General features: G+C 42.6%; 15 protein-coding genes. 12 read left to right on the forward strand and 3 right to left on the reverse strand.

Features of this window, described 5'->3' with window-relative positions:
* Positions 1-294: 294 nt before the first annotated feature.
* From HWX64_RS05705 to proC, 9 genes are all read left to right on the forward strand, one after another.
* On the forward strand, positions 295-2190 hold the full coding sequence (locus HWX64_RS05705) for a PrkA family serine protein kinase (protein ID WP_175988032.1): 1896 nt from the start codon (positions 295-297) through the stop codon (positions 2188-2190).
* Positions 2191-2709: 519 nt separating this feature from the next.
* Entirely contained in the window at positions 2710-2904 is a 195-nt protein-coding gene (locus tag HWX64_RS05710) for a hypothetical protein (protein WP_175988034.1), read from the forward strand.
* 87 nt (positions 2905-2991) lie between these two features.
* On the forward strand, positions 2992-3162 hold the full coding sequence (locus tag HWX64_RS05715) for a hypothetical protein (protein WP_175988036.1): 171 nt from the start codon (positions 2992-2994) through the stop codon (positions 3160-3162).
* Between the two features lie 314 nt (positions 3163-3476).
* On the forward strand, positions 3477-4646 hold the full coding sequence (gene yhbH, locus HWX64_RS05720; protein WP_175988038.1) for a sporulation protein YhbH: 1170 nt from the start codon (positions 3477-3479) through the stop codon (positions 4644-4646).
* Positions 4647-4798: 152 nt separating this feature from the next.
* Positions 4799-5293 carry an STAS domain-containing protein gene (locus tag HWX64_RS05725; RefSeq protein WP_175988040.1) on the forward strand — a complete coding sequence of 165 codons (495 nt, stop codon included), beginning with the start codon at positions 4799-4801 and terminating at the stop codon, positions 5291-5293.
* Positions 5294-5418: 125 nt separating this feature from the next.
* Positions 5419-5742, forward strand: a complete 324-nt coding sequence (locus HWX64_RS05730) for a YciI family protein (protein ID WP_254871046.1) — start codon at positions 5419-5421, stop codon at positions 5740-5742.
* A 22-nt stretch (positions 5743-5764) separates the two neighbouring features.
* A complete protein-coding gene (locus tag HWX64_RS05735) occupies positions 5765-6781 on the forward strand; it encodes a phosphotransferase enzyme family protein (protein WP_175988042.1) in 1017 nt (338 codons plus the stop codon).
* Positions 6782-6787: 6 nt separating this feature from the next.
* On the forward strand, positions 6788-6991 hold the full coding sequence (locus HWX64_RS05740) for a hypothetical protein (protein WP_175988044.1): 204 nt from the start codon (positions 6788-6790) through the stop codon (positions 6989-6991).
* 220 nt (positions 6992-7211) lie between these two features.
* Entirely contained in the window at positions 7212-8018 is an 807-nt protein-coding gene (proC, locus tag HWX64_RS05745; RefSeq protein ID WP_175988046.1) for a pyrroline-5-carboxylate reductase, read from the forward strand.
* A gap of 57 nt (positions 8019-8075) precedes the next feature.
* On the opposite strand, the gene HWX64_RS05750 is transcribed toward proC, so the two are convergent.
* The 3 genes from HWX64_RS05750 to HWX64_RS05760 all read right to left on the reverse strand — a co-directional run bounded on the left by HWX64_RS05750 (position 8076) and on the right by HWX64_RS05760 (position 10164).
* Entirely contained in the window at positions 8076-8744 is a 669-nt protein-coding gene (locus HWX64_RS05750) for an SIMPL domain-containing protein (protein WP_368495571.1), read from the reverse strand.
* Between the two features lie 3 nt (positions 8745-8747).
* Positions 8748-9119, reverse strand: a complete 372-nt coding sequence (locus HWX64_RS05755; RefSeq protein WP_175988064.1) for a collagen-like protein — start codon at positions 9117-9119, stop codon at positions 8748-8750.
* Positions 9120-9213: 94 nt separating this feature from the next.
* The gene (locus tag HWX64_RS05760; protein WP_175988066.1) at positions 9214-10164 is read right to left on the reverse strand and encodes an L-lactate dehydrogenase; all 951 of its coding nucleotides are present in this window, start codon (positions 10162-10164) and stop codon (positions 9214-9216) included.
* 342 nt (positions 10165-10506) lie between these two features.
* Between HWX64_RS05760 and HWX64_RS22180 the strand changes: the two genes are divergently transcribed.
* The 3 genes from HWX64_RS22180 (at position 10507) to HWX64_RS05780 (ending at position 12633) form a co-directional block, all read left to right on the forward strand.
* Entirely contained in the window at positions 10507-11559 is a 1053-nt protein-coding gene (locus HWX64_RS22180) for a tetratricopeptide repeat protein (RefSeq protein ID WP_368495572.1), read from the forward strand.
* Between the two features lie 300 nt (positions 11560-11859).
* On the forward strand, positions 11860-12063 hold the full coding sequence (locus HWX64_RS22185) for a DUF2614 family zinc ribbon-containing protein (protein WP_175988068.1): 204 nt from the start codon (positions 11860-11862) through the stop codon (positions 12061-12063).
* Positions 12064-12078: 15 nt separating this feature from the next.
* Positions 12079-12633 carry a histidine phosphatase family protein gene (locus tag HWX64_RS05780; RefSeq protein WP_175988070.1) on the forward strand — a complete coding sequence of 185 codons (555 nt, stop codon included), beginning with the start codon at positions 12079-12081 and terminating at the stop codon, positions 12631-12633.
* Positions 12634-12686 lie beyond the last annotated feature (53 nt).

A 12686-nucleotide genomic window follows, 5' to 3' on the forward strand; every position in this document is an offset into this window, starting at 1 on the left:
TACCCATAGTTGGTAACCTCCAGTTTCATATTCCACAGTCTGTCTTTAGTATAGCCTATTTTATCAAAGTTGTGAATGAAAGAGGAATATTTTTGTGACAAATTCATTAACTTCCATTGCGGTTTGACCTCTCTATGAGTCAGGCCCTGCCATCAATGAGGACGGGGGACTGGTGGAAATCCAGACGGCAGTTTTAAGGAAATAAGAACGAAATACATCTTCTTAACATGTTAGAGTGAACAAGCGCATACAGTATATTAATCGTCTCTCATTAAGCGACAGGGGGAGGTCCATATGGATATTTTAAAAAAAGTTGAACATTACCGCGAAGAAGAAGTAAAACTGAAATGGGAAGGGACGTTTGCTCAGTATCTGGAGTTGTTGAAGGAAAAGCCTTGGATTGGTCAATCAGCTCACTCTAGAGTCTATAATATGATCAAGGATGCTGGAGTCGAAGAAGTAGATGGGAAACGACGATATAAATTCTTCAGCAATCAGTTATTTGGCTTGGAAGAGGCGCTCGAAAGACTTGTAGAAGAGTATTTTCATCCTGCTGCTAAACGATTAGACGTGAGAAAGAGAATCCTTTTACTGATGGGACCCGTCAGTGGTGGTAAATCGACGCTGGTGTCCATGCTGAAACGCGGTTTGGAACAGTATTCACGTACAGACCGTGGAGCTATTTTTGCCATAAAGGGCTGTCCGATGCATGAGGATCCGCTTCATTTGATTCCGCAGCACTTGCGAGAGGATTTCCATCAGGAATACGGGATTCGGATTGAAGGGAATCTTTCACCGTTGAATACAATGCGGCTTGAAAAAGAGTATCAGGGCAGAATTGAAGATGTTCAGGTAGAAAGAGTCTTTTTCTCAGAAGATAAACGTGTCGGAATCGGGACGTTCAGTCCATCCGATCCGAAGTCACAGGATATTGCAGATTTGACGGGAAGCATCGACTTCTCGACGATAGCCGAATATGGTTCTGAATCTGATCCGCGTGCGTATCGTTTTGACGGGGAGCTGAATAAAGCGAACCGAGGCCTGATGGAATTCCAGGAGATGCTGAAATGTGATGAAAAATTCTTATGGCATTTGTTATCCCTGACGCAGGAAGGGAACTTCAAAGCCGGCCGATTTGCGCTGATTTCAGCCGATGAACTGATCGTGGCGCATACGAATGAAACCGAGTACCGCTCTTTTATTTCCAATAAGAAAAATGAGGCATTGCACTCGCGTATCATCGTGATGCCGGTTCCATATAATTTGAAAGTGACACAGGAAGAGAAGATCTATGAAAAAATGATTGGGGAAAGTGATGTTTCCAATGTTCATGTTGCGCCTCATACTTTACGTGTCGCAGCGATGTTCACCATTTTGACCCGATTAAAAGAGCCGAAGCGCGGTGACATCGATCTGATTAAGAAGATGCGCCTGTATGATGGCGAAAGTGTAGAAGGCTTCAACTCAGCCGATGTGGATGAAATGAAAAAAGAGTACCAGGATGAGGGGATGAGCGGTATCGATCCGCGTTATGTGATCAATCGGATTTCATCTACGATTATTCGTAAAGAGATACCGACCATTAACGCGCTGGATGTTCTCAGGGCCCTGAAGGAAGGTCTTGATCAGCATCCTTCGATCACAAATGAGCTGCGTGAAAGATATTTGAATTTCATTTCGCTTGCCCGCAAGGAATATGATGATATCGCTAAAAAGGAAGTCCAAAAAGCTTTTGTGTATTCATACGAGGAGTCGGCTAAAACGCTTATGGATAATTACCTGGATAATGTAGAAGCATATTGCAATAAAGCAAAACTGCACGATCCATTGACAGGTGAAGAAATCAATCCTGATGAAAAGCTTATGAGGTCGATTGAAGAGCAAATCGGAATTTCTGAAAATGCGAAGAAAGCATTCCGTGAAGAAATCCTGATCCGCATCTCAGCCTATGCACGTAAAGGAAAGCGGTTTGATTACAACTCACATGACCGCCTCCGTGAAGCAATCCAGAAGAAGCTGTTTGCCGACCTGAAGGATGTCGTGAAAATCACGACCTCGACAAAAACACCGGATGAGCAGCAGCTTAAGAAAGTCAACGAAGTCGTTGCCCGCCTCATTGATGAGCACGGATACAATTCTACTTCTGCAAATGAACTGCTGCGCTATGTAGGAAGCTTGTTGAATCGTTAACAGCTCGGTGCAAAGAACGAGGCTAGGACATAAGTGTTATAGTCTAGTAAAACCCGAACTAGTTTGCCTCTTAAAATGCAAATTAGTTCGGGTTTTTAGTTTTGTTAAAATGTACAATTAGACTTTAGCTCTTTCTAGCGGTTGATTGGAGTGCAAGACGAAGACTCCTGCGGGAAGAGTAGCTTATGTGAGACGTGTCTAGCTTTAGGGCTTAGAGGCACATGTCATAAGTCAAACCGTCCAAGAAGGCAAAGAACGCCTTCGTGGTCGATTCGCCTTATGCCACCCGCCTCTAAACAAAGCCCTTCCGCTTTTCTTCCCGCAGGCTTGCCGAGGAGGCTCACGGGCTACCCGCGGAAAGCGAAGTCTTGCACGGAAATCATTAGCGGTATTAAGAGACTAATCTGAGATCATTCGTCTCTATGGTGATTTTTTAGTTTTGTCTCAGCATCGTTTTTTGCTGTTTACTAATGAGAAGAGAGGGGAATTGTAATAGTAATATAAAGAGGTGATGACAAGATGAAAAAGAAGCATGAAGTTAATAAGCAGCAAGAACTCGAGAAAAACTACGAGCCCGACAACGGATCCATGGCCCATGACATGGAAGAGATGGAGCAGCTCGGAAAACAGATGGACAGGCTGCGTACAAACGAGGAATTAAAGGAAGACGACAAACAACCCGATCCGGTTCAATACAAAGAAAAAGATAAATAGCGTAAATATTGACAGAAAAATCAGAATATACTATTCTGTAGATAGATAGAGCCGGGCCCATATCTCTTATGAAAGTGGGTGAAGGGGATGTCTTCTAAATCTCAGCCTCGAGAAGAAGCAGAACCTTTTAACGGAAGCATGGCCTCCAATATGGAGGAACTGATCAAGCTAGGCAAGCAAATGGAGAAGCTGCGTTCAAGCGGAGAGTTAAAGAACCACAATCGAGTACAAGACCCGGCTCAATATGAGGAAGAATAGATAACCAGGTGAAATCACCCGGTTATTTTTTTGTATTTAAATATGTAATGAACATTCTCCTGCCAAACTTACATATTGTCAGGCATAACTGTATACATATCATAGTATTCATTTCTCGAAAAAACAGGCTCGTCCATTTTCAAAAAGATTGTTTAATTGTCGAAATTATTTGTAAATTTATCAATACTTCTGCATAGGATAGAGTAATCCCCGATTCATTCCTTTCAGGGGGAAGAAGACAGTAGATTAGGCAGTCAACATAGTGTATGCAGCGTGAAGAAAAAGTGTGAAAAAATGTTAAGGAGGGGAATAGTTTGAGTCAAATGGATAATCATCAGTTTGTCATTTCCAAGGAAGATTGGGCCCTCCACCGCAAAGGTCACGATGATCAGCAAAGACATCAAGAAAAAGTACAGGATGCAATAAGAAATAATTTACCTGATCTGATCACTGAAGAAAACATCATTATGTCCAATGGCCGTGATGTCGTCAAAATCCCGATTCGCTCTTTAGATGAATATAAAATCCGATATAACTATGATAAAAATAAACACGCAGGGCAAGGAGACGGCGACAGTCAGGTTGGAGATGTAATTGCGAGAGATGGCTCTCAGCAGCAGAAAGGTCCCGGAAAAGGTCAAGGAGCAGGAGATAAAGCAGGCGAAGATTATTATGAAGCAGAAGTGTCTCTCATGGAAATTGAAGAGGCATTATTTAGTCAGTTGGAACTTCCGAACCTGAAAAGGAAAGAGCAGGATGTCCAAACCGTGGAACACATTGAATTCAATGATATTCGAAAAACGGGACTCATGGGAAATATAGATAAGAAGAAAACGATGATGTCTGCATTTAAGAGGAATGCCATGAAAGGCGCCCCAAGCTTTCATCCGATCATAACCGAAGATTTGAAATTCAGAACCTGGAATGAAGTATTGAAGCCTGAATCCAAAGCCGTTGTGTTAGCAATGATGGATACAAGCGGAAGTATGGGAGTATGGGAGAAGTATATGGCAAGAAGCTTCTTCTTCTGGATGACACGGTTCTTAAGAACAAAATATGAGACCGTGGAAATTGAATTCATTGCTCATCATACTGAAGCGAAAGTTGTGTCGGAAGAACATTTCTTCTCAAAAGGAGAAAGCGGAGGGACAATTTGTTCATCTGCTTATCGTAAAGCGTTGGAGCTCATTGATGAGAAATACAATCCGACTAGATACAACATTTATCCGTTTCATTTCTCAGACGGTGATAATTTAACATCAGACAATGTACGCTGCGTCAAGCTTGTTGAAGAATTGATGAAGGTATCCAGTATGTTTGGATACGGTGAAGTAAATCAGTATAACCGTCACTCAACCCTCATGTCCGCTTACAAAAACATCAAGAATGAAGACTTCCGTTACTATATCCTCAAGCAAAAAGCCGATGTATTCCATGCCATGAGAAGCTTCTTCAAGAAAGAAGAAGAAAAAGCATATGCGTGATAAAAACCAGCCGATAAGGCTGGTTTTTATTTGTTTACCCGGCAATATGCTATTACCATGAAAAAATAGTACTCTTTCAGAGAAGATTGGTGCTAGAATAAAGGTATATGTGTTTTCTCATTTTAAAATAATATGACATGGTGAGGTTTAGAATGACAAACGATTCAACGCTAATACATGAGCTTAAAGAGGAAATTTCTCAACTTAAAAAACAACTGGCAGAGTCTGAGGAATTAATCAGAGACATCTCAGCACCGATCATACCTTCAATCGTTCCTGAAACCATCCTTGTCCCGATTACTGGCCGCCTTTTTCCTGAGCGTTTCGAAATGATCATCACCAGAATCCTGAATGAATCATATCGAGAAGATATCCATACCATCATCATAGATTTCTCTGCCATATCAGAAAAAGAAATTTGTGAGCTGGACGTTTTCGGCACGTACATTGATAATATGGCAAAAGCTATATCGTTAATGGGGGTAGAAGTTATATTTGTAGGTTTTACGCCTTCTCTTACCCAGATTATCGTCAATTCAGGATTACAGCAGATTTTGGAAGTGAAAAGCTTCCTTTCCTTTAGAACGGCTCTGCAATATTTAATGCAGCAAAGAGGATTACAGTTTCAGAATATCAATGATCAATAGGCCAGCCTTAATGGGTTGGTTTTTTTGTTTAGGGATCATATTTATCTTGATAAGTATTGGATGCAGAAGCTGCTTTTGAAAGGAATTCCAGGTTGAAAAGTCGTATATATAGGAGTGAGTGTAAAATGTATACAGAAGAGAGGGCCACGATGGAATATATCTATGTATTGAGACTGATTCCCCGGTTACATAAAGAAGAAAATTGGACTGAGGAAGATGAAATAGTCGTTGCAGAACATTTCAAGAGATTGAAAGAATATAGAGATCGCGGGGTGGTCATTTTAGCCGGAAGAACATTGAATGAAGAAGAAAATGCATTTGGGATCGTCGTGTTTGAAGAAGAAAACGAAGGAAAGGCAGAGGAATTCATGAGTGAAGATCCCTGTGTTAAGGAGGGGATTATGAGGGCGGAGCTATTCCCATACCGTGTAGCATTGTTGAAGGAATAATAGAAGGTTAGGTGAATGAAAGATGGAAAAATGGATAGAAAATCTGTTCAATGAGGAGATCCTGGAAACAGCGGCAAAAAGATTTGGCTGTGACGCTTCCCTTGCAAAGAAGCTTGGGGATTTTGAGAACTACGTGTATGAAGTGCATAAGGAAGGGACGCCGTACATATTAAGATTGACCCATAGCTCCCACCGCTCTAAAAACGATGTGGAGGCCGAACTGAGGTGGGTGAATTATTTACATCATAATGGGGTGAATGTTTCGCTGGTCAACCTTTCGGAGGGCGGGAGTCTGGTTGAAGTCCTGGAAGCAGGTGAAACCTGTTTTTATGTGTGCTTATTTGATAAAGCTCCCGGTAAGCCCGTCAGCGTCAAGGATGATCTCTTTGATGAAGAACTGTTTAAGAAATGGGGAAAGATCACCGGCAAAATGCATCGGGTCACAAAGGATTATAAAGCTTCAGAATATGTAAGGGAACGCTGGGATGAAGATGATATCTTGCAGTATTCAACATATCTTTCCTCGGAAGATGCTGTCATTATCGAAAAGGCAGAGCGAAATAAGAAGAAGCTTCATGAGCTTGAGGAGTCCCCTGAAAACTTCGGTGTTATCCACTCTGATGTTCATCCAGGCAACTTTTTTTATCATGACGGAGAAATTCATGTGTTTGATTTTGATGACAGCATGCAGTTTTTCTTTTTGAGTGATATAGCGATTCCACTTTATTATTCTGTGTGGTGGAAGCTCAGGAAGGAAACGCTTGAGGTGCGTTCTGCTTTTGGTGAAACCTTTTTAACGGCGTTTCTGAGCGGGTATCTGGAGGAATATTCGCTGGAAGAAGACTGGATCGATCATCTGCCTTCATTTTTATTATTGAGGGATCTGACTCTTTATACAGTTTTTCACAAAAAATGGGATCTGAACAATTTATCTGAGGTCGAAGAGTCGTTACTCGCAGGTTTGAAAGAGAGGCTGATGAATGATGAACCTATCGTTAATCTTGATTTCAAGGCTGTTCTCGAGAGGGCTAAAGGGTAAGGCGGGATGATCTGGGCATTGTTGGTGACGGGAGTGGTGATCGGGCTGCTGGTACGTCTGACAGCGAAAACGTTTAAAAGCGGCTATGGATTGTCTGAAGATCTGTTCGATCAGCCGCAATATGTAAAAACGTGTTCTCACTGCCATAAGAGACTTCCGAAAGATTACAGGAAAACACTATGTCCCCATTGTGGAAAGTTGACGGAATGAGTGAGTGATGAAGACCTCGCAGAAGCTTTAGCTTCTGCCGGGTCTTTTTTGAAGGAGTCTATTTGCTGGATTGCTGCCTTTTGAACGTTTGGATAAGGATGAATGAAATGACCGTTTTCTAATTCCGGTTTAATTTAGCCGCGATTTTACTTTTATTCACGAGGGTGCAAAAGTTTGTTATGATTCTAAAGGTGAGAGTCAAAGACAGAGGTGAAACGCTATGAAGAAAACAATTGGATTTATTGGATGCGGAAATATGGCTCAGGCCATTTTAGGCGGAATACTGAAGGCTGGGATCGTGGATGAACGGGCAGTTATGACCAGTGCCAAATCAGCAGCAACACGTAAGAAAGTGTCCGAAGATTTTCACGTTGAATGTACAAAGGATAACCTGGCTGTTGCGGAGTTCTCGGATGTTTTGTTCCTGTCCATTAAACCGGATCAATATAAACAGGTCATTTCAGAAGTGAAGGATGCAGTGAAAGAAGATGTGATTGTCGTGACGATGGCGGCCGGGATCACGCTGGAGTGGATGGAAGTCCAGTTTGGCAAAGATATAAAGCTCGTCCGCACGATGCCGAATACACCTTCATTAGTTGGGGAAGGTATGACGGCGTATTGTGTCAATGAACGATTGGCTGATGAGGAATTGGCGGACGTTTCAGTCATCCTGGGAAGCTTCGGGAAAGCAGAACAAGTGGATGAAAACTTAATGGATGCGATTCCTGCAGTAAGCGGATCTTCGCCTGCCTATGTGTTTATGTTCATTGAAGCTCTAGCAGACGGGGCTGTCCTTCAAGGGGTTCCAAGAAATCAAGCCTATGAACTGGCAGCGCAGGCTGTCCTTGGGGCTGCCAAAATGGTACTCGAAACAGGCAAGCACCCCGGAGAACTGAAAGACGCAGTCTGCTCTCCGGGGGGTGCCACCATTGAAGCAGTTGCAGCGCTTGAGAAAAACGGATTCAAAGGAGCCATCTTAACCGCCATGGAAGCATGCGGAAGGAAAACGAAATCATTGGGTGAATAATGGGCAATGAAAAAGTCCGTCCCTCAGTGCTCGAGCACTAAGGGATGGACTTTTTTACTAGTAGATTCCGAATTCTGCCGTGAGTGAAGCGGTTATGCCGATTTGGCCGGGCTGAAGGGTTGTGCCCTCTTCTGCTGCTTTGACGAAGCCAGTGGGAGCGAACGGAATCACGGCAGTCCAGGAATGTTCTTTAATCGATTTGGGGTACGGGTTCAATTGCTGCCCTGATTGGCTGGAAAGGGTGATCGCTTTTTCATATGCTTTTTGATAAGCTGCTGCAAGGGCTTGTTGATAGGTCTTACCAGGGTCAGAATTAACAAATTGGATATTCTCTACACGATTTGCTCCACTTTTAACGGCATCGTCAATTATTTTTCCGAGGGAATCGATGTCGTTCACTGTGACCCGGAAAACATGCCTTACTTCATAGCCTGTAAAAATTTGCTTTCCATCCTCATAACTATATTGCGGGAAAATTTGATAGGTGGACGTTTGGATGTCCTTTTCCGGAATATCATTCGCCAATAATGATCGCACAACAGCGTTTGAAATCTCACGGTTTTGGCTCTGAGCTTCTTCAAGATCTTCATTTTTTGTAACGACACCAACCGAAACGATTGCCTGATCCGGATCTACATACATGGTATGTTCCCCTGTAACCATAACAGTTCCTGTTCTACCTTCAGTCGTGGTTCTATAATAAGAAGGGTAGGAGTACATATTCATCCCCTACACACACGTGAAGGATTGGATTTCATCTAAATCAATCCCGAAATAAACCCATCTCCAGCCGATCCATCTCCAGCCGGCAATTGAACGGCGTCCGATAAATATCGGGTAGAACCAAAATTGATCTCTTCTCAGCCAAATATATGTGTATCGGAATAAACAGCGCCGGATCGCACCCGGATCTACGGCAAATGTGCTTGGCCCGCCCTGCATAGCCGTCATCTGAGGGGTGAAGCTTGGCGGCGGTCCCGGTGGAGGCTGATTCCCTCCTCCTTGCGGCCCTCCAGGCGGTGGAGAGCTTGGTGGTCCGCCAGGGAACCCGCCGCTTGGACCTCCGGGAAATCCCGGGAATAACTGTCTTTCATCGTACATAGAAGAACCTCCTCATAAACGAATTCTCAATAGTTTATGAGGAGGATGTCTGGGCGTGCGTGTCTATTCATTTCTCTCGTACAATCTTTTGTGCTCAATCAACGAATGCAGTCTTCATTACCTCTTTTAACGTCTCGGCAGAGTGTTTGAATTGACTTTGTTCTTTTTCATTTAAAGGCAGTTCGACCACTTTACGGATTCCTTCACGGTTGATGATTGCAGGAACTCCTATATAGATATCCTCCTGGTTATATTCGCCGTCAAGCAGCGCAGAAACGGTTAGGATACTGTTTTCATTGTTGAAAATCGCTTTTGTGATCCGTGCCAGCCCCATGGCGATTCCATAATAGGTAGCACCCTTTCGTTCAATAATCTGATAAGCGGCATCCCTGACATTGATGAAGATTTCTTCCAACTTTTCTTGAACGTCTTCTTCATCCAGATCAATCAATTCACTTAAATGACTTGCCCCGACCGTTGTATGGCTCCATACAGGAAATTCTGTATCTCCATGCTCACCCATTATATAGGCATGTATATTGCGGGTATCGATATCGAAATGCTCTCCTACTAAATATCGCAGTCTGGCTGTATCCAGGATGGTACCTGAACCGATGACCCTCTCTTTCGGCAATCCGGAGAATTTCCAGGTTGCATAGGTCAAGATATCAACAGGGTTGGTGGCAACCAGGAAGATGCCGTTAAATCCGCTGGCCATAACTTGTTCGACGATACTTTTAAATATTTTTATATTTTTTCCTACTAAGTCAAGACGGGTTTCACCAGGCTTTTGGTTTGCTCCGGCAGTGATTACGACGATGTCTGCGTCTTTACAATCACTGTAATCACCTGCGTGAATCTTCATCGGGGAAGCAAACGCCAATCCATGATTAAGATCGCGTGCATCTCCATCGGCTTTTTCTTTATTCATATCAATCAATACGAGTTCATGGGCAATCCCCTGATTCAAAAGGGCGAAAGCATAGCTTGAGCCGACAAACCCGGTTCCGATAAGGGCTACTTTGTTTGTGCATTTAATAGTCATTCTTCATCACACACCTAACTTTAAGGAAGTTTTGTATTGTACTTGTTTGAAATAAGATATATTGTGAAATGTTTCACAAACTAATAATAACATGATTTCCTAGCTTATTCTACTTCTAACCATATAAGAAAATACCTAAACACCCTAAAATACATAACCTTTCACATTATTGTCATAATACGGTGAGGATCGAAATGGAGAGCAGCTTCTCCTTTTAACACATTCCAGTACTAAAAGCCCGTCCCTCGATGCGCTGCCGTATGAAATACCTTTTCTCAGTTTGGCTGAAGGATTTTTTCTAGGGAACAGTGAACTAATATAATATAGAAGAAAGGGGCGTGGATGATGATGGAACTCAGGAATGGGGATATAGAGATTCGACCGATTAAAGTCGATGATAAATATATAGTAACGAAATGGCTGTCCGACCCGGAAGTTCTTCAATACTATGAAGGAAGGGACTGCCCATTTACACTCAAGATGGTCGAAGATAAATTTCTAGGGAGATCTAATGGTGTAGTCAGCTGCATCATCATTTATAAAGGAAAAGAGATCGGGTATCTTCAGTATTATCCAATCGATGAAGAAGAGAGAAGTAAGTATGGTTACAGTCATTCCGATGAGGTGATTTTCGGAACGGACCAGTTTATTGGTGAACCGGCCTATTGGAATAAGGGAGTCGGGACCCTGATCATCAATACGGTGAAGAAACATCTAATCGACATAGCCGGTGCTGACCGCCTTGTCATGGACCCCATGATATGGAATGAAAGAGCCATAAAGTGCTATGAAAAATGCGGCTACCAAAAAAAAAAAATCCTCCCCCGAAACGAACTGCATGAGGGAGTCTGGCATGATTCGTGGCTTGTGGAGTATAGGCCGGAAGAGAGGGGGAGACATGTATCAATTGAGGAGAGAATTAAGGAAGGTGCTAAACTGAGAGAAGAAGGGGAAATTCAGTCTTCTATTGATCTTTTTAAAAAGTTGATAGAGGAAGATCCTCAAAATGGCAGGATTCATTATCAATGTGCATGGAGCCATGATGCACTTGGGAAGGAATTGGAAGCCATACCTTACTATAAGGAGGCGATACAACTCGGTTTAAATGAATACGACCTCCAGGGTGCCTGCCTGGGGCTTGGAAGCACCTACCGCACATTAGGGGAATATGAAAATGCAAAAATAATTTTAAATGAAGGGATGGAAAGATTCCCGGAGAACCATGCATTAAAAATCTTTTACAGTATGACATTACATAATGTTAGCGAGCATAGTGAGGCTATGGAAATTCTTCTAAAATTATTGGCTGAAACCTCGGAGGATAAAACGATTCAGACCTATAGGAAAGCCATTAAATTTTATTCCGAACAGCTCGATACGATTTGGAAACAGTAAAAAGATGAAACCTTACTTCTTTATTTCCATATGGAATACGAAGGGTGAATTTTTATCCTAAAATAATGGGGATAGTTTATTGATGTACTGATAATCTGTTAAAGTTTGATGTAGTTTTTACTTGTTTTCAGCTGTTGATTGGAGTGCAAGACGAAGACTCCCTCGGAAAAGCGTGTTAGGTGAGACCCCGCAGGAGCTATAGCGACGAGGAGGCTCACCAACCGCCCGCGGAAAGCGAAGTCTTGCTCGGAAATCAATAGCGGCGATTTAGCAGTCTACTATTAAGAGAAGGGATTTTCAATGGATCTTGCGCTCATATTACTTATCATTGGCATCATACTCGGTTTTACGATTTACCTGATAAATAAATCTTACCTTAGATGGCTGCATGGCAATAAAGGGCTTGATCTTCATTCAAAAGACGTTGAATGTCCCAATTGCCACAGGCTCACGAAAAGGCAGAAATCAGCCCAGCATTGCTCATATTGTTATACAAGTTTTTAGAAATGAAGTGATAGTATGAAAACCAACATTTATTTTGTCCGTCATGCACATTCCGTCTATACGCCTGAGGAATTGGAGAGACCGCTCTCCGAAAGAGGAAGACGCGATGCCGCTCGAGTGACGACTATATTAAAAGACAAGAATATACAGGCAGTCTGTTCAAGCCCCTATAAAAGAGCGATAGAGACCGTGCAAGGTACAGCCTCATACTACGATCAAGAAATTGAGGTTTATGAAAATATGAAAGAGAGGACCCTTTCTGAAAAGTCACTGGACGATTTTGAACAATCTATTCTGAGAGTATGGCAGAACCCTGATTTTTCTTTTGATGGAGGGGAATCGAACAGGGAAGCCCAGAAAAGGGGAATCCAGAGCTTCATGCAAATCTTAGAAAAATACGAGGGCAAAAATGCAGCCATCGGGACTCACGGAAACATCATGGTCCTGATCATGAATCATTTTGATGAAAGCTTCGGATTTGAATTTTGGAATAAGCTTGAGATGCCGGATATCTATAAAATGACCTTTGAAGGTAAATCGCTTGTCGGCGTTGAGAGAGTATGGAATTGAGGCTCAGCTGTTTCCACCGCCTTCAAGCTAAACTCATAAAGAAAAAAATCGCC

The organism is Bacillus sp. Marseille-Q1617, assembly GCF_903645295.1.
GTDB lineage: Bacteria > Bacillota > Bacilli > Bacillales > Bacillaceae_B > Rossellomorea.